This window comes from Erythrobacter sp. (assembly GCF_023653175.1).
Lineage (GTDB): Bacteria > Pseudomonadota > Alphaproteobacteria > Sphingomonadales > Sphingomonadaceae > Erythrobacter.
In genome coordinates, this window is record NZ_JAMNXL010000069.1 from 1 (window position 1) to 17,204 (window position 17,204).

17 protein-coding genes are annotated in these 17,204 nt (G+C 68.2%); 8 read left to right on the plus strand and 9 right to left on the minus strand.

Annotation, left to right across the window (positions count from 1 at the left end; translation table 11 throughout):
* The 4 genes from sufB to NBV68_RS09465 form a co-directional block, all read right to left on the minus strand.
* The coding region (gene sufB / locus NBV68_RS09450; protein ID WP_296309136.1) for a Fe-S cluster assembly protein SufB at nt 1–1,112 on the minus strand (1,112 nt) is incomplete at its 3' end.
* Nucleotides 1,109–1,561, minus strand: coding sequence for an SUF system Fe-S cluster assembly regulator (locus tag NBV68_RS09455; protein ID WP_296309138.1), 453 nt, complete (start codon nt 1,559–1,561; stop codon nt 1,109–1,111). The genes NBV68_RS09455 and sufB, both read right to left, overlap by 4 nt.
* Before the next feature lie 93 nt (nt 1,562–1,654).
* Entirely contained in the window at nt 1,655–2,500 is an 846-nt protein-coding gene (locus NBV68_RS09460; RefSeq protein ID WP_296309140.1) for a helix-turn-helix domain-containing protein, read from the minus strand.
* A 152-nt stretch (nt 2,501–2,652) separates the two neighbouring features.
* Complete coding sequence (locus tag NBV68_RS09465; protein ID WP_296309143.1) at nt 2,653–3,564, minus strand: helix-turn-helix domain-containing protein; 912 nt, start codon at nt 3,562–3,564, stop codon at nt 2,653–2,655.
* A gap of 289 nt (nt 3,565–3,853) precedes the next feature.
* Between NBV68_RS09465 and NBV68_RS09470 the strand changes: the two genes are divergently transcribed.
* From NBV68_RS09470 to NBV68_RS09485, 4 genes are all read left to right on the plus strand, one after another.
* Nucleotides 3,854–4,888 carry a quinone-dependent dihydroorotate dehydrogenase gene (locus NBV68_RS09470; protein WP_296309144.1) on the plus strand — a complete coding sequence of 345 codons (1,035 nt, stop codon included), beginning with the start codon at nt 3,854–3,856 and terminating at the stop codon, nt 4,886–4,888.
* Nucleotides 4,889–4,898: 10 nt separating this feature from the next.
* A complete protein-coding gene (gene ggt, locus NBV68_RS09475) occupies nt 4,899–6,635 on the plus strand; it encodes a gamma-glutamyltransferase (protein WP_296309147.1) in 1,737 nt (578 codons plus the stop codon).
* A gap of 138 nt (nt 6,636–6,773) precedes the next feature.
* Nucleotides 6,774–8,633: a long-chain fatty acid--CoA ligase gene (locus tag NBV68_RS09480; protein WP_296309150.1), complete on the plus strand. Its 1,860-nt coding sequence runs from the start codon at nt 6,774–6,776 to the stop codon at nt 8,631–8,633.
* A 119-nt stretch (nt 8,634–8,752) separates the two neighbouring features.
* Complete coding sequence (locus NBV68_RS09485; RefSeq protein WP_296309152.1) at nt 8,753–9,349, plus strand: twin-arginine translocation pathway signal protein; 597 nt, start codon at nt 8,753–8,755, stop codon at nt 9,347–9,349.
* A 4-nt stretch (nt 9,350–9,353) separates the two neighbouring features.
* On the opposite strand, the gene NBV68_RS09490 is transcribed toward NBV68_RS09485, so the two are convergent.
* The gene (locus NBV68_RS09490; protein WP_296309153.1) at nt 9,354–9,560 is read right to left on the minus strand and encodes a hypothetical protein; all 207 of its coding nucleotides are present in this window, start codon (nt 9,558–9,560) and stop codon (nt 9,354–9,356) included.
* Between the two features lie 234 nt (nt 9,561–9,794).
* Here NBV68_RS09490 and NBV68_RS09495 point away from each other — a divergent pair, with 234 nt between their 5' ends.
* The gene (locus NBV68_RS09495) at nt 9,795–11,111 is read left to right on the plus strand and encodes an MFS transporter (protein WP_296309155.1); all 1,317 of its coding nucleotides are present in this window, start codon (nt 9,795–9,797) and stop codon (nt 11,109–11,111) included.
* Between the two features lie 7 nt (nt 11,112–11,118).
* On the opposite strand, the gene NBV68_RS09500 is transcribed toward NBV68_RS09495, so the two are convergent.
* A complete protein-coding gene (locus tag NBV68_RS09500; protein ID WP_296309157.1) occupies nt 11,119–11,709 on the minus strand; it encodes an NAD(P)H-dependent oxidoreductase in 591 nt (196 codons plus the stop codon).
* Between the two features lie 139 nt (nt 11,710–11,848).
* On the opposite strand from NBV68_RS09500, the gene NBV68_RS09505 reads away from it, so the two are divergent.
* On the plus strand, nt 11,849–12,640 hold the full coding sequence (locus NBV68_RS09505) for a DUF4019 domain-containing protein (RefSeq protein WP_296309161.1): 792 nt from the start codon (nt 11,849–11,851) through the stop codon (nt 12,638–12,640).
* A 4-nt stretch (nt 12,641–12,644) separates the two neighbouring features.
* Here NBV68_RS09505 and NBV68_RS09510 read toward each other — a convergent pair whose 3' ends face one another.
* The 3 genes from NBV68_RS09510 to NBV68_RS09520 all read right to left on the minus strand — a co-directional run bounded on the left by NBV68_RS09510 (nt 12,645) and on the right by NBV68_RS09520 (nt 15,043).
* Nucleotides 12,645–13,190: a hypothetical protein gene (locus tag NBV68_RS09510; protein ID WP_296309164.1), complete on the minus strand. Its 546-nt coding sequence runs from the start codon at nt 13,188–13,190 to the stop codon at nt 12,645–12,647.
* A 167-nt stretch (nt 13,191–13,357) separates the two neighbouring features.
* A complete protein-coding gene (phbB, locus tag NBV68_RS09515) occupies nt 13,358–14,080 on the minus strand; it encodes an acetoacetyl-CoA reductase (RefSeq protein WP_296309166.1) in 723 nt (240 codons plus the stop codon).
* A gap of 186 nt (nt 14,081–14,266) precedes the next feature.
* Nucleotides 14,267–15,043, minus strand: a complete 777-nt coding sequence (locus NBV68_RS09520; RefSeq protein ID WP_296309169.1) for a hypothetical protein — start codon at nt 15,041–15,043, stop codon at nt 14,267–14,269.
* 412 nt (nt 15,044–15,455) lie between these two features.
* Here NBV68_RS09520 and NBV68_RS09525 point away from each other — a divergent pair, with 412 nt between their 5' ends.
* Nucleotides 15,456–15,863, plus strand: coding sequence for a DUF3576 domain-containing protein (locus NBV68_RS09525; RefSeq protein WP_296309173.1), 408 nt, complete (start codon nt 15,456–15,458; stop codon nt 15,861–15,863).
* A 28-nt stretch (nt 15,864–15,891) separates the two neighbouring features.
* The coding region (leuS, locus tag NBV68_RS09530) for a leucine--tRNA ligase (RefSeq protein WP_296309171.1) at nt 15,892–17,204 on the plus strand (1,313 nt) is incomplete at its 3' end.

Here is a 17,204-nt window from a genome sequence, read left to right on the forward strand (position 1 = left end):
CTGTTCTTGCCGTTGTGGATCATCTTGGTGCCGGTGTCGGCCTGCTGGAAATTGTTGGTGACCGCGACCGAGTAGAACTCGCCCACCGAGTCCTCGCCATTCAGCACGCAGGAGGGATATTTCCACGTCACCGCCGAACCGGTTTCGACCTGCGTCCAGCTGACCTTGGAGCGGTCCCCCTGGCACAGCGCGCGCTTGGTGACGAAGTTGTAGATCCCGCCTTTGCCCTCGGCATTGCCGGGGTACCAGTTCTGCACGGTCGAATACTTGATCTCGGCATCGTCCAGCGCGACCAGTTCCACCACTGCGGCGTGGAGTTGGTTTTCATCGCGCATCGGCGCGGTGCAGCCTTCGAGGTAGCTGACATAGGCGCCCTTGTCGGCGATGATCAGGGTGCGTTCGAACTGGCCGGTGTTTTCGGCATTGATGCGGAAATAGGTCGAAAGCTCCATCGGGCAGCGCACGCCTTCGGGAACATAGACGAAGGTGCCGTCGGAGAAGACCGCGCAGTTCAAGGCCGCAAAGTAGTTGTCGCGCACCGGCACGACCTTGCCGAGCCACTTCTTGACGAGCTCGGGATATTCGCGGATCGCCTCGGAGATCGAGAGGAAGATGACGCCTGCGCGCAGCAATTCCTCGCGGAAGCTGGTGGCGACGCTGACGCTATCGAACACCGCATCCACCGCAACCTTCTTCGCGCCTTTCACCCCGGCGAGCACTTCTTGCTCGCCCAATGGGATGCCGAGCTTGTCATAGACGCGCTTGATCTCGGGATCGAGTTCGTCGAGCGAATCCAGCTCGATCTTCTTCTTGGGCGCGGCGTAGTAATAGGCGTCCTGATAGTCGATCTTGGGATAACCGACCTTGGCCCAGTCGGGCTCCTCCATCGTCTGCCACAGGCGGAAGGCCTTGAGGCGCCAGTCGAGCATCCATTCGGGCTCGTTCTTCTTGGCGCTGATGAAGCGGACCGTGTCCTCGGTGAGGCCCTTCTCGGCAAATTCGGTCTCGATGTCCGACGACCAGCCATGCTCGTAATCGGCGACCTTGGCGGCGGCTTCGCGGGCCTCGATATCGGTTTCGGGCTTGTCCTGAAGGTCAATGCGGTCGGTCATGCCAGGTGGTCCTCGACGAGTGGGGTCGCGCCACTCAGGGGTAGCGGGGCGACGGGGCCGCGCAGCTGGGCAAGCGTGATGCCCGCCAGCGCGCCGCGCAGCGCGTTGTTGATGATCGGCCAGTGCGGCTTCATGTTGCACCCGGCCTCGAAATCGCAGGGGGTGTGGTCGATGCAGGCGGTGAGCGCGATGCGTCCCTCGATCGCCTCGACGATGTCCGCCACCGTGATCGCCGCCGCCGGGCGCCCGAGTTGCAGGCCCCCGTGGGCGCCGCGCACCGAGCGCAGCAGTCCCGCGCCGGTCAGCTTCGAGACCAGCTTCTGCACGGTCGGCACCGGCAGTCCGGTCTCGGCCGCAAGCTCCGCCGCGCTCACCCGGCCGTTGCCGCAATGCAAGGCGGCCTGGCACCACGTGATGACGGCATAATCGGCAAGGTTGGACAGGCGCATTGCGAGCGGTTCTCAATTCGGACGGAATCAGTCCGAATTGGAATTAGGAGCATTTTGCTCGCATTACAAGACTTCAATGCGCCGCACCGCGCCTCACTCGGCGGCGGACTTGAGCGGCACGCCCGCATCGCCATGCGCGGCCGGGTCGAGCAACTCGTCCGCCAGCGTCTCGCGCCGGAACTGCGACGGCGTGCGTCCGGCGTAGCGGCGGATGTCGCGGATCAGGTGGGCCTGATCGAAGAAGGTAGCCATCAGCCGGTCGTGCACCTCCCGGCTGATCCCCGGCTGCGACAGCAGCATCGCCGCGCGCAGGGCGCGAAAGCGCTTCGCCACCTGCGCCGGGGCGACCCCGAAGAAGCGGCGGCAGATGCGCTGAACCTGGCGCTGTGACATATCGAGGCCGGCGTAGAGATCGGCCAGCGCGGGGTCGAAGCCGCTCGCCAGCCAGCGCCCGATCGCCTCGACAACCGCCTCGTGATCGGGCCGCAGGCTGTAGGGCGCGGCGGCGATCACCCCGGTCAGGACGGCGCACACATCCTCGGGCGCGATCCGCCCGTCGCGGCAATCGGCGGCAGCGGCCTCGAGCGCGGCGATCTGCGCGCCCGTCAGCACCGCCTCGGCCGGGAGCAGCCGGTCGTGCATCTCGTCCGCCGGGAGATTGGCCAGCCGCTGCCACGCCGCATGGGTGAGCGACGCGCCGATCTGCAGCACCGGGCCTTCGAGCACCGCGCGGGCGCTGCGCATTTGCGGGGCGTTGATGAAGACGCACGCGGATGTGCCGGTGGTGCCGTCCGCGAAGGTGAAGCGCACCTGCCCGCGCACCGTCACGATTAGCTGCGCCGAATAGGCCGGAACCGCCTCCTCGATCTGTCCGGCGTCGGTTGCGATGGTGTAGAAGGTGTGGACCAGCGCGGCTGCTTCGGCCGGTGGCGGAATCATTTTCGTACGAGACGGCAACCAACCCCACCCCGGTCCTCCGGAGTCCCCCCTGTTCTAGTCGTGCGCGACCTCGGGGCTGTCGACCCCGCGTGCCTGTTGTTGCGCAACCGCTGGCCGCTTGTCCAGTCGCAAGAGTGTCGCACAGGCGCAGCTCAGCCGCCCAGTTCGCGCAGGTTTCGCGGGTCGATCATCTCGGCAAGATAGGGGGTGGAGGCATCTCCGAGCCGCGCCGGGGTGCGGCCGACGAAATGCGCGATCTCGCGAATCATGTGCGGTTGGTCGAAAAAGGCCTCGGCGATCGCGGCCTCGTCCTCCATTTCAAGGTTTGGGGCCGAAAGAAGCGTCGCGGCGCGCAGCGCGCGGTATTTGCGGGCGAGCGCGCGCGGGGGGAGGCCGAAATAGCGCTCGACGAGGCGCTGCACCTGCCGCGCCGAATAGCCTGCCGTCCCGGCCAGCGCGCCGAGATCGGGGTTGAACGATGCCGCCAGCCACTGCCCGGTCGCGGCGACGAGCTCGAGATGGCGCGGGTTCACGGGCTTGAGGTTCGCGCCGATGAACCCGCCCACCGCCTGCGCGCAGTCGCGCCCGCTCATGCGGCGATCGCGGTAGGCGGCGAGCAGTTCCTGCCCGAGCGCGTCGATCCCCGGCCCGAGCACTGCGCCTGCCGGCAGCAGCCTGTCGCGATGCTCGCCCGCGTGGAGCCCGGTCAGCGCCGCCCAGCCCAGCGGCGTGAGCGCCGCGCCGAAGGCGTGGAAGGGGCCTGCCACCTCGATCGGGGTCGCGCGCGACAGCGGCGTGAGCAGACCGACCTCGTGATTGGGATCGCGGTGCCCGGCAGCGAACAGCATCTCGCCCTTGCCGTGCGGGAAGAGGCACACCTGGCCGACCGCGGCAGGCTGGATATCGCGGATCACCGGCTCGTCGCAGCGGAAGTGGTAAAGCGTGGTGACGAAGGGCGCGAGCTGCTCGGGCGGCGCGATGTAATCGACGCTGATCAGCGCGGCCGAGGTGAAGGCCTCGCGATCATCCGGCAGTCCAACATTGGGGGAGCGGGGGGCATCCATGGCAAGCTGGCATGCGTCATGCCACATTTGGCGGGCCGGTCAAATGTAAGATAAAAAAGGGCGGCCCTCCCTTTCGGGAAGACCGCCCATTGAGTTGAGGAACTCTTTGCATTGCTGCTCCGAGCCCTTCGGGTCGCAGGGGGGGAATAACGGGGGTTTCGGCGGGCGGATTGTATGCAAGCGACAGGGAGCGGCGCTGGAGGGCCCAGAGACTTGTAAGTCTGCGTCAATCTGCATCGGCAGGCAGGCAGGCTCGACACGCGCGCCGCGCTCGCATAGGCGCGCAAGCATGCTGTTCCGCCTGATCCGACCCGCGGTCTTCGCGCTCGATTCCGAAACCGGTCACCGCCTTGCGCTGCGGGCGCTGGCGGCGTTGCCGACCCGCGCGCCCGCGCTCTCCGGGCCGCTGGCGGTGGAGGTGGCGGGGCTCGCCTTCCCCAATCCGGTGGGCGTGGCGGCCGGGTTCGACAAGGATGCCGAGGTGCCCGACGCGCTGCTCGGCCTCGGCTTCGGCTTTACCGAAGTGGGCTCGATCACCCCGCTGCCGCAGGCGGGCAATCCCAAGCCGCGCCTGTTCCGGCTGGTCGAGGACGCGGCCGTCATCAACCGCATGGGGTTCAACAATGGCGGGGGTGAGGCGGCGCTGGCGCGGCTCAAGGCCCGTGCCGGGCGGCCGGGGATCGTCGCGGTCAATATCGGCGCGAACAAGGATTCGCCCGACCGCATCGCCGATTACGCGGTGATGGCGCGGATGATGGCCCCGGTTGCCAGCTACCTGTGCGTCAATATCTCCAGCCCCAACACCCCGGGCCTGCGCGCGCTTCAGGACGAGGGCGCGCTCACCAGCCTGCTCGATGCGGTGATCGCGGCGCGCGCCGAGGCGGGGAGCAGCGCCCCGATCTTCCTCAAGGTCGCCCCCGATCTCGAGCCTGCGGACATCGACGCGATCGCGCGCATCGCACTGGACAAGCGACTCGGCGCGCTGGTGGTCTCGAACACCACGATCAGCCGCCCGGCCCTGCGCTCGCACCACGCGGGCGAGACCGGCGGGCTGTCGGGGGCACCCTTACGCGCCCTTGCCACGCAGCGTCTGCGCGACTTCCGCAATGCGACGGGCGGCGCAATCCCGCTGGTCGGCGTCGGCGGTATCGCCACCGCCGAGCACGCCTGGGAGCGCATCCGCGCAGGCGCTTCGCTGGTGCAGCTCTACTCGGCGATGGTCTACGAAGGCCCCGGCCTCGGCGCGCGGATTGCGCGCGGGCTCGAGGCGCTGATGCGGCGTGACGGGTTCGCGAGCATTGCCGAAGCGGTGGGAAGCGAATAGCACCGCGCTCATGTGCATCTTTCCTGCCCTGTTCGCCCCTCTGGCACTTGTCCTTTCGGGCTGTGCCAGCACCCAGACCACCGCTCCGAGTGCCGCCGCGCCAAGTGCCGCCGCACCCGCGCCGGTCACCGCAGGTGCGGTCAGCAGCGCCGATCCCCGCGCCACGGCGGCGGGCGAGGCGATACTGGCGCAAGGCGGTTCCGGCACCGACGCGGCGATCGCGGTGATGCTGGCGCTGACCGTGGTGGAACCGCAGAGCTCCGGCATCGGCGGGGGCGGCTTCATGGTCCGCGCGGATGCAGCGAGCGGCGCGCTCACCACCTATGATGGGCGCGAGACCGCTCCGGCTGCCGCCACGCCGACCCGCTTCCTCGAGGCATCGGGCAAGGTGCTGGGCCGCGAGGAGCGCGTCTTCTCGGGCCTCAGCGTCGGAGTGCCGGGCAATCTCGCGCTCGCCGCCAAGGCGCATGCCGCGCATGGCAAGCTGCCCTGGGCCAAGCTGTTCGAGCCCGCCATCGCGCTGGCCGAGGACGGCTTCGTGATGAACAGGCGCCTGTTCGAATCGCTCAAGGGCAACAAGGGCCGCGCCGACAAGTCGGATTACGCGCGCTCGGTGTTCTTCGGCGCCGATGGCGAGCCGCTACCGGTGGGCGCGACAGTGAAGGTGCCGCAGCTCGCAGAAACCTTTCGCAAGCTCGCCGCCGAAGGGCCAGCAGCATTCTACGGCCCCGCGTCCGCAGCCGCGCTTGCCGCTCATGTCGCGGGCGCGACCCCGCAGGACGGCAAGATGACCACCGCCGACGTCACCGGCTACACCGCGAAGGAGCGCCCGCCCGTCTGCATCCGCTACCGCGTCTACAAGGTGTGCGGCATGGGGCCGCCGTCCTCGGGCGGGATCGCGGTGGCGCAGATGCTCGGCCAGCTCGAACGCTTCGATCTCGCCGCGCTCGGCCCGGACAGCCCGCAATTCTGGCACCTCTTCATCGAGAGCCAGCGCCTCGCCTATGCCGACCGCGAGCTCTATTCGGGCGATAGCGATTTCGTCGACGTGCCCACGGGCGGCCTGATCGATCGCGCCTATCTTGCCACCCGCTCGGCGCTCATCGATCCCGCCACGACCATCGCCAAGCCCGAGGCGGGCGTGCCCCCCGGCGCGCCGCTCGCGCGCGGGGACGGGCCCGAGGAACCGGAGAACGGCACCACCCATTTCTCGGTGGTGGACGCGGGCGGCAATGCGGTCAGCTACACCTCGACCATCGAGGGCGCTTTCGGATCGGGGCTGCATTTCGGCGGCTTCTACCTCAACAACGAACTCACCGACTTCACCCTGACGCCCGAGGCCGACGGCAAGCCGGTCGCCAATCGGGTCGAGGGCGGCAAGCGCCCGCGCTCCTCGATGGCGCCCACCGTGGTCTATGACGCGGGCGGCAAGGTGGTGCTGGTGATCGGCGCGGCCGGAGGCCCGACCATCCCCGTCACCGTCGCGCGCGGCATCATCGGAGTGCTCGACTTCAAGCTCGGCGCGCAGGACGCGCTCGCGCTGCCCTTCGCGATGGCCTTCGGCGACACCCTGCTGATCGAGGAGGGCACCGTGCTTGCCGCGATGCAGGAGCAGCTCGCCGCGCTCGGCCACAAGGGCATCCGCGCGGGGGCTGCGCCGATCAAGGCCAATGCGCTGGGCCGCCGCGCCGATGGAAGCTGGGAAGTGGCGAACGAGCCGCGCCTCGTCAGCGTCGTCACGCCCTGAGCGCGCTAAGCGTGCCGGGGGGCGGGCGGCACTGCGCTCCCCGCTTGCCGCTACGGCTCACACCTTCTAATCAGGGCCTCGAGCGGGGTCGCACCTGAACCCCGGACAATGTCTCGAAGGGATCAGGAGCCTTTGCCAGTGCATTCCCCCACGCGCCCCCATTCCGCCCGCGCGGTCGCCAACCCCGCGGACCCCATCGTGCTGCAGGACATCGATAACGCGCAGAACCTCGTCGCGCTGTTCCTCAAGCGCGCCGACGAGAAGGGCGACGCGCCGTTCCTCGGCCACAAGACCGGCGGCCAGTGGGTGACGCAGACCTGGCGCTCGGCGGCGGAGCATGTGTGCCTCATGGCCGAAGCGCTGCGCCGCATGGGCCTCGAGGATGGTGACCGCGTCGCGCTCGTCTCCGAGAACCGCCCCGAGTGGTGCATCGCCGACCTCGCGATCATGGCCGCCGGATGCATCACCGTGCCGACCTACACCACCAACACCGGCCGCGATCACGCCCACATCCTCGACAATTCGGGCGCGCGCGCGGTGTTCGTCTCCAACGAGAAGCTGCTCGCCCCGCTGGTCGGCGCGATCGGGCAGACGGGGCTGGTCGAGCACGTCATCGGCATCGAGAACCTCAAGCGCCGGCAATCGGGCAGCTTCGAATATCACGACTGGGCCGCGCTCGTCACCGGTGACGCGGCGTCTGCGCGCGCCGCGGTCGATGCGCGCATCGCCGGGATCGCGCGCGACGAGACCGCCTGCCTCATCTACACCAGCGGCACCGGCGGCGCCCCGCGCGGGGTGATGCAGCACCACGGCGCGATCCTGTGCAATGTCGCGGGCGCGGCGGAGATCCTGCTCAACGATTTCGGCATCGAGGACGAGCGCTTCCTCTCCTTCCTGCCATTGAGCCACGCCTACGAACATACCGGCGGGCAATATCTCCCCATCGGGGTGGGCGCGGAGATCTTCTATTCCGAAGGTCTGGAAAAGCTCGCCAGCAATATCGAGGAGACCCGGCCGACGCTGATGGTCGTCGTCCCCCGCCTGTTCGAGGTGCTGCGCACCCGGATCATGAAGCAGGTCGAAAAGCAGGGGAAGCTTGCGAATTTCATGATGGACAACGCGCTCAAGATCGCCGCGGGCAGCCGTGACGGCAAGAAGCGCCTGCGCGACCGGCCGATGGACTTCCTCGTCGAGAAGACCCTGCGCCCCAAGATCCGCGCACGTTTCGGCGGGCGGATCAAGGCGATGGTTTCGGGCGGGGCGCCGCTCAACCCCGAGGTCGGCAATTTCTTCGACGCCATGGGCCTCACCATGCTGCAAGGCTACGGCCAGACCGAGGCCGGGCCGGTGATCAGCTGCAACCGCCCGAAGGTCGGCCTCAAGATGGACACCGTCGGCCCGGCAATGCGCGGGGTCGAGGTCAGGATCGCCGAGGATGGCGAGATCCTGGTGCGCGGCGAGCTGGTGATGCACGGCTACTGGCGCAACGATGCCGAGACCGCGCGCACCTTGCAGGACGGATGGCTCCACACCGGCGACATCGGGCACCTCGATACCAAGGGCCGGATCGTCATCACCGACCGCAAGAAGGACATGATCGTCAACGACAAGGGCGACAACATCGCCCCGCAGAAGGTCGAAGGCATGCTGACCTTGCAGCCCGAGATCGCCCAGGCGATGGTGAGCGGCGACAAGCGGCCCTATGTTGTCGGCCTGATCGTGCCCGATGCCGAATGGGCGCTCGAATGGGCGCGCGCCAATGGCGAGAAGTTCGATCTCGTCGCGCTCCAGCAGCTCCCCGCCTTCAAGAACGCGGTGCGCGCGGCGGTTGACCGCACCAATGCCGATCTCTCGGTGATCGAGAAGGTCCGCCAGTTCGCCTTCCCCGACGAGGCCTTCACCATCGAGAACGAGGAAATGACCCCCTCGATGAAGATCCGCCGCCACAAGATCCGCGCGCGCTATCAGGAGCGGATCGACGGGCTGTACCGCAGCTAGGGCGCGGCGCTGACCGTGATCGGCGGCGTTCAACGCTTGGCGATGCTGCCCGGATGACGCATGGCGGCGGTCCGGCGGCGCGGATAGGCGTGCGGCAACCGGGGCGAGGAGACATTGCCGTGAAGGTTTGGGGCATGAAGGTCTGGACGACAGCAATCGCGGTCGCCCTCGCGCTGGGCGGAGCGCTTCCCGCTCCCGCTTGGGCCGAGACTGCGCCGCCTGCGTGGATCGCCCCCGATTTCGCGGTGCCGACGCTGATCGAGGGGCCGGGCTTCAAGCTCGTGCCGCTCGGGCCTACGCTGACCGAGATCGATTACCGCGCCTACATGGCCTCGATCCCGCACCTCCAGAAGACCTTCACCCGCTCCACCGGATGGCCGCACGCCGGCCTGACGCTCAAGGACGCGGCCCTCGACATGGAGACCGAGGCGGGGCGGTTCGAACGGCGCGAGTCCTTCGCCTACGCCGTCCTGACGCCCGACGGCACGCGCGAGCGCGGCTGCGTCTATGTCTACCCGAGCAAGGTTGCCGGCCACGATGCGCAGGTGCAGCTGTGGGTCACCGCCGCCGAATACGAAGCGGGGTTCGACGCCGAGCTTTACGCGTGGACGCAGCAATGGCTCGCCCGCGACTGGCCCTTTGCGAACGTCGCCTACCCGGGCCGCGCCATTGCGTGGGAGCAATGGGACGCAGCCGTGGCGGCGAGCAAAGGCTGAGCGGCTACCGCGTCCCTTCCAGCAGCCGGCAGCACCCCGGATCGAACAGCAATCCGCGCCACCGCTTCAACAGGTGCCGGGTGTTCGCCCGCCACCACGCCGCAGCCTCGGGCGAGCGGGTCTCGAGGATCGCAATCGCCTCGGCCGCAGGGACCAGATAGCCCTCATGGTGCTCGGTCTGCCCGAGCCATTGACGCAGAAGGTCGCTCATGATCGACCGCGGCGCGGAGAGGACGCCATAACCCTTCACCCGCCGCGGCGCCCGATCGCGCGTGGGGAGCACGAGACCGATCCACTGGTCCGTGACCCACTCGGGCGCCTCGCCCAAGGGACAGGATGTGATCTCGATCTGCATTGCTTGCACTATGCACCGGCGGCTGCCCCGCGCAAGCCGTTGACCCCTGCCGCTGCCGCAGGGTAGTCTCCCGCGCGGGGGGGACAAGCGATGGTGGCAGCGGACGACGAACGGGCGGCCATCGGCGCGGGCGCGATGCGCAAGGCGATGTGGCGGATCATCCCGCTGATCCTTGTCGCTTACCTCTTCGCCTATCTCGACCGGGTCAATGTCAGCTTCGCGGCGACCGACATGAACGCCGATCTCGGCTTCAGCGCGACGGTCTACGGGCTTGGCGGCGGGCTGTTCTTCCTTGGTTATGCATTGTTCGAGATCCCATCGAACCTGCTGCTGGTGCGCTATGGCGCGCGCCAGTGGATCGCGCGGATCATGGTCACCTGGGGGCTGCTCTCGGCGGGCATGATGTTCGTGACCAATGCCGAGACCTTCTACGTCCTGCGCTTCCTGCTGGGTGTCGCCGAGGCCGGGTTCTACCCCGGCGTCATCTATTATTTCTCGAGCTGGTTTCCGCCCTGCCACCGCAGCCGCGCAGTCAGCCGCTTCTATATCGCCGTCCCGCTCGCCTCGCTGGTGATGGGCGCGGTGTCGGGCTGGCTGCTCGATCTCGACGGCACGGCTGGGCTGGCGGGCTGGCAATGGCTGTTCCTCGCGCAAGGCTTGCCGACGGTGCTGGTGGGGCTCGCGGTGTTCGTCTGGCTGCCCGACCGGCCCGCCAGCGTCACCTGGCTCACCCCGGCCGAGCGCGACTGGATCGAGGAGGAGCTGGCACGCGAACAAAGCCTGATGGGCGCGGCGCCGAGCCACAAGGTGCTGGCCGCGCTCGGCAATCCGCGGGTGCTGCTGAACGGCGCGCTGAGTTTCCTGCTGATCGGGGCGAACATCACCTTCACCCTGTCGGCACCGATGGTTCTGGCTGCCACGGGCGGCCTTGATCGCGGCGCGGTGGGCTGGACCGTGGGCGTCGGCGGCATCCTCGGCACGGTCGCGATGCTGTGGCTAGGGCATGTCGCCGACCGCCGCAGCGACCGGTTCATCTATGCCTTCTGGTGCACGGCGATCATCGCGGCGTGCTATCTGGTTATCGGGCTCGGCGGACCGGGCTTCGTGATCGTGGCGGTCTACCTCGCCTTCGCCACCGCCGCGCCGAGCGTGCAGATGCTGCTGTCCTCGGCCTGGCCCGAGGTGATGACCAAGGCCGAACTGGCGGTCGGCGCGGCGGCGATCAACACCATCGCCCAGATCGGAGCTTTCTTCACCCCCTTCGCATGGGGCGCGTTGAAGGACGGCACCGGGAGCTTCGAGGCCGGGCTCTATGGCATCGGGGCGATGGCGGGGGTCTGCGCCGCGCTGATCTGGATGCTGCGGGCGCAGGTGCGCCGCCGCGGGGCGCTGGCTGCGGCGGGTTGACGCCGCTTCAATAGGGCGGCTTCGCCCGCTCGCGCTGCGCCCTGGCGGCTGCCGTCCACCACGCCAGATCATCGGCAAAGCGCGGGAACTGGCGTTCGAGCGACGGGCCGCCGCTGCCGGTGGGCGCGCCGTTTTCGTCGAGCGTGTCGCTGACCGGCCCGACCGCAATGGTGCTCGAGACCACCACCATCCCCATCTCGCCGAGGATGTCGCGCCACGCCAGCGCCGCCCGCACCCCGCCCAAGCGCCCGGCGGAGTAACTGGCGATCGCCGCGGGCCTCCAGAACCACTCCTCGAGGAAATGGTCGGAGAGGTTCTTGAGCCCCGGCTGCACGCTCCAGTTGTATTCGCCGACCACGAACAGGAAGGCATCGGCACTGCGGATCTTTTCGGCGAGCGTCTCGAGCGCCTCGGGCGCCTCGCCCTTCGGGTATTCCTTGTACATGCGGTCGAGCATCGGCAGGCCCACGGCAGCCGCGTCGATCAACTCGACATCCGCGCCGCGCGCCTTGAGCTGGCGCACGCAGTAGTCGGCGAGGCGGATCCCCTGCCGGTCGCGGCGGTAGGAACCGTAGAACACCAGAATGCGGTCGGTCATGGCGCATCTCCCTTCGCGCGGCAGGCTAGCCGGGCAGGGGCGCGGTGGCTTGTCGATTCTGGCCCGGCCGTGCGGTGCCAGCGACCTTACGAAAAATTCGGGGTGGCCGCTTGCGGGGGCGCGGCCTAGCCTTGCTCCCATGACCACCGGCATCGAAGCGCTGACCGACAAGGAGAAGGACGCGCTGCGCCTGTTGCTGCGCGGGCATGACGCCAAGTCCTCGGCGCGCGCGCTGGGCCTTTCGGTTCACACCGTCAACGAGCGGCTGCGCGAGGCGCGCCGCAAGCTCGGCGTCACCAGCAGCCGCGAGGCGGCGCGGCGATTGCTGGCGGAGGAGGACAACACCCCCGGAGCGCCCCCCGAAAGCCTGACGGACAAGCAATTGGGGGATGCGCGCGAGGGCCTTGCGGCGGCAGGCATGACGGCATCCGCCACCCGGCGGTGGGCGCGGCCCGGCCCCGCCCTTGCTCTCATCGGAGTGCTCGCCATGTCGCTTGTTCTTGCCGCCCTGTTTCTCTCCGCCGCGCCGCTTGGCGTTCTGACCCCCACTGCGGTCACCGAGACCATCGCCGGGGCCGCACCCCAATCCGCCACGAGCAGCGAGGCCGAAGCCGCTGCCCGCGCCGCCGAAGATTTTCTCGAGATGATCGACGAGAGCCGCTGGGCCGAAAGCTACGCCGCCACCGGCGCTGAGTTCCGCCGCCTGAACACGCTGGAGGCATGGAGCACAGTCTCCGCCCGCCTGCGCCCGCCGCTCGGCAAGCTGCTGACCCGCGACATCACCGGCAACGAATACGTCCCCGCCCCGCCCGCAGGCTACCGGCTGGTCAGGTTCCGCTCGGCCTATGCCGGCGGCACCACCCAGACCGAGAGCATCAGCCTCGCGTGGGAGGACGGCGCGTGGAAGGTCGCGGGGATAGTGATCGACTGAGGCGTCAGGCGGTGGCGCTGGCCGCTCGCCATTGCCGGGCGAGGAGGGCGCCGAGCACCAGTTCGGTCAGCGCAAGCCCGAGCGTCATGGGCGCAGCCACGCTCTCCGGAGCGGTCAGCCCTGCCGCTCCTCCCGCGATGAACACCGCGCCCAGCCCCGCGAACACCAGCCCGCCATACATCACCGGAAAGGCGAGGTAGCGCAGGCCCACCCCGATGGCGACCATGGGGATGGCGGCAAAGGGCTCCGCCTCGAGCCTCAGCCAGCCGACATAGAATCCTGCCAGCAGCACCGGGTCGGTTGCGATCGCGATCCATTCGAGCCGCTTGCCGGGGCCTGCCGCGGGCGGCTTGAACAGGAAGCGCTCCACCAGTTGCGCGACTGGCGCGATGGCGAGGCCGCCGACGAACAGGGTGACGAAAGCGGGCTTGGGCCCCGCATCGAGGAACGTCGTCGCCGCCGCCATCCACGCGGCGCCGGAGACCAGCACCCCCGCGCCGCCATTCACATGCGCGCGGCGGAGGTCGGCCTGTGCTTCGGATAATGACACGATGTTGCTCCCCTGTTGCCGTGGAGCTTAGCGGAAGGGAGGCCGACGGCAAAGCCGCAGGCTGACGTCAGACGGGTTCGGCGGGCATGCGCCGCCGCCCCGCTGGCCGACGCTCGGGCTGCCGCTTCGCGGCACCGGCGGCCAGCTCGGCTGGCTGCCTGCTCTCGCTAGTACATATGCTGCCCGCCGTTGATGCTCATGGTCGAGCCGGTCATGAACCCGCCGTTCTCGGAGGTCAGGAACGCCACCCCGCGCGCGATCTCCTCGGCCATGCCGAGGCGGCCGACCGGGATCTTGGCGACGATCTTCTCGAGCACCGGAGCGGGGACGGCGGCGACCATGTCGGTGTCGATATAGCCCGGCGCGATGGCGTTCACCGTCACCCCGAACTTCGCGCCTTCCTGCGCCAAGGCCTTGGTAAAGCCGTGAATTCCGCTCTTCGCGGCAGCATAGTTGACCTGCCCGTATTGCCCCGCCTGCCCGTTGATCGAGCCGATGTTGACGATCCGCCCCCACCCGCGCTCGCGCATGCCGGGGAAGGTCGCCTTGGCCATGTTGAAGCACCCGCCGAGGTTGATGCGCATGACATCGTTCCAGTCGTCGAAGCTCATCTTGTGGAGCGTGCCGTCACGGGTGATGCCGGCGTTGTTGACGACGATGTCGATCGGGCCGTGTTCCTCTGCCACCTGGGCGCATCCGGTCATCGTGGCATGGTGATCGCCGACGTCCCACTTGTAGGCAGGGATGCCCGTTGCCGCCGTGAAGATGCGGGCCTTTTCCTCATTCCCGGCGTAATTGGCGATCACCGTGTGGCCCTGCCGCTGGAGCCGCTTGCAGATCGCCTCCCCGATCCCGCGCGTTCCCCCGGTGACGATGGCTACCCGGCCCATGGCATTCTCCCCTCGAATTGTGACGCTTGTGGCGGACAACCTAGCGGGCGCATTCCCTTAGGGAAAGCCGGGAATAGCTATGCGCATGAGGCGGATACGAGGGCCCGTTGACCGCGCAATCACCCGGCTATGACATGGCGATGAAGTGATGCGGCGCGGCGGCCTCCTGCCGCCTGCGCAAGGCGATCAGAACTTGATCTGCGTGCCCACGTAGACGGCCTGGCTGTCCTGCACCGAATTGGTCAGCGGATCGAGCCGTTCGCGCTCCTGCGAGTAGCGCACGCCCGCGGTCACGTTGAGGTTGGGCGAGAGCCGGAAGCTGCCGCCGACGCCGACGGTCTGCTGCGCGGACGAATCGAGCGTGTTGGGCGAACGCCCGGCGATCTGGCGATCCTCAAGCTCGATTCGCGGCTGGAGGCGCGAGGGCTTGTCCTCGGCCTTGGGGCGGGCCGGTTCGAACTGCGCGAGATCGGGCAGGGCGAGCTTCTGGACATTGGCCGAAAGGTCGACAGTGCGCGCGAAGCTCTTGTAGCCGCGCGCCGCGCCGAGCTGGAACTTGCTCGCGTCGAGCCCGGCCAACGCGGTGGTGCCGCGGCCCGGGACGGCGTCGAGTGCCTTGCGCACCGAGATCGCGCGAACCGTGTCGTCATCGACGCGGACCGCAACCGTCACCGTGCGCTTGCCGGTGATCGGCGGGGCGCTGGCGGGGGTGAAGAACACCCCGCGCGCGCGGGCCTTGCCGGCGACGCGGGCAGCGAGTTCGGGATCGACCGAGGCGGGGGTGAAGTTGCCCAGACCCAGCGCATCGCGACCGGCATCGGTGATCGCGGAGGAAATTGCAGCGGCCTGCACCGGGGCAAACTGCCCGGCGAGCGCAAATCCGGCGCTAGGCACGGCCAGCGCGAGCGCACCGGACAGCAGGGCGAGCGGCAGCGAGCGTTGCGCCCGCATCCTCTTCGCCATTCTGTCCACCTCGCTTGCCATTTTACGCCTTCGTTCCTGTTCCCGTGCCCGGACGTTCGATAACCCGCCCAAGCAGATGCGACCTTAACACTGGATGAGTCGCGCTTCTTTTCCCATCTACCTGTAGGCACTGTCCGGGGGCTTGCAACGATCTTGCCCCCAGCGGCCCGGTTTCCTCGCTCACCTGTGGCACCATGCACACAGAAATCCTTGCATCCCCGAACAATTCAGCCCCGGTAAAGCCCGCAGGCGCTCTTGCCGGCAGGCGGACTCGCGCCGGGGGCGAAAGCGCCTTCGTGCTTGCCGCAAGGGGGCTTGCCACTATAGAGCGGGCCCGAGACATTAGATTGAGGATGACCCGGCTGTGACACGCGCCCCTTCCGCCCTTATCGGCCGCACCTTCGGCTATGCCATGCTCGGCGCCGCGCTGGTCGGCCTTGCGGCCTGCGGCGGGCGTGACCGTCCGCGCACCGAACTTGCCGCCGCGCAGCTCAACACCATCGGGGTGAACGCCTATCTTTGGCGCGCCTCGCTCGAGACGGTGAGCTTTGCGCCGCTGCTTCAGGCTGACAGCGCCGGCGGCGTGATCGTCACCGACTGGTACACCAACCCGGCCAACCCCGGCGAGCGGGTCAAGCTGACCGTCACGATCCTCGATCAGGACCTGCGCGCCGATGCGCTGCGGGTCGCGGCGAGCCGTCAGGTCAACACCGAAGGCTCCTGGGTCGAAGCCCCGGTGCAGGCGGCGACGGTGCAGAAGCTCGAGGACATCATCCTCACCAAGGCCCGCGACCTGCGCCGTCAGTCGCTGGAATCCTGAGTTTCCGCTCCACTCGGAAAGAGCTTCCATGACTGATACCCGTTTCGACCCTTCGGTCGCCGATGAACGCTGGCAGCGTGCCTGGACGGATGCCGGCACCTTCACGGCGGATTCGGCGAGCGAAAAGCCCAAGAGCTACATCCTCGAGATGTTCCCCTATCCTTCGGGGCGCATCCACATGGGCCACGTGCGCAACTACACGATGGGCGACGTGCTGGCGCGCTACCAGAAGATGCGCGGGTTCGAGGTGCTGCATCCGATGGGGTGGGATGCCTTCGGGATGCCGGCGGAAAACGCAGCGATGGAAAAGGGCGTGCACCCCGGCGGCTGGACGCGCCAGAACATCGCGCAGATGAAGGCGCAGTTGCAGCGCATCGGCTTCGCATTGGACTGGACGCGCGAATTCGCCACCTGCGATCCCGAATATTACGGCCACGAACAGGCGCTGTTCCTCGACCTCTACGAGGCGGGGCTGGTCTATCGCAAGGAATCGACTGTCAACTGGGACCCGGTCGACATGACGGTTCTGGCGAACGAGCAGGTGATCGACGGCAAGGGCTGGCGCAGCGGCGCTGAGGTCGAGAAGCGCAAGCTGAACCAGTGGTTCCTGAAGATCACCGACTTTGCCGATGATCTGCTGGAGGGCCTCGGCATGCTGGAAGACTGGCCCGAGAAGGTTCGCCTGATGCAGGAGAACTGGATCGGCAAGTCGCAGGGGCTGGAGTTCAGCTTCGATCTTTCCGACGGCGGCAGGCTGCCGGTCTACACCACGCGCCCCGACACGATCTTCGGCGCGAGCTTCTGTGCGATTGCCGCCGATCACCCGATTGCCCAAGGGCTGGCGGGCGACCCCGAGGTCGCCGCCTTCATCGAAGCATGCAAGCGCGGCGGGACCAAGGCGGCCGAGGTCGAGACGGCGGAGAAGCTGGGCTATCTGACATCGATCACGGCGAAGCATCCCTTCACCGGCACGCCGCTGCCGCTCTTCATCGCCAACTTCGTGCTGATGGAATATGGCACCGGCGCGGTGATGGGCGTGCCGGGGCATGACCAGCGCGACTTCGAATTCGCCACCAAGTACGAACTGCCGATCACCCGCGTGGTCGCCACCGACCCGGCCCGCGCTGACGAGCCCTTCAAGGGCGAGGCCGAGGCGGGGGACGGGGTGATCGTCAATTCCGATTTCCTCGATGGCATGAGCGTCGAGGACGCCAAGCAGGCGGTCATCACCCGCGCCGAAAGCGGCGGCTGGGGCGAGGGGCGCACCGTGTGGCGCCTGCGCGACTGGGGCGTCAGCCGCCAGCGCTATTGGGGGACGCCGATCCCCTTCATCCACTGCGA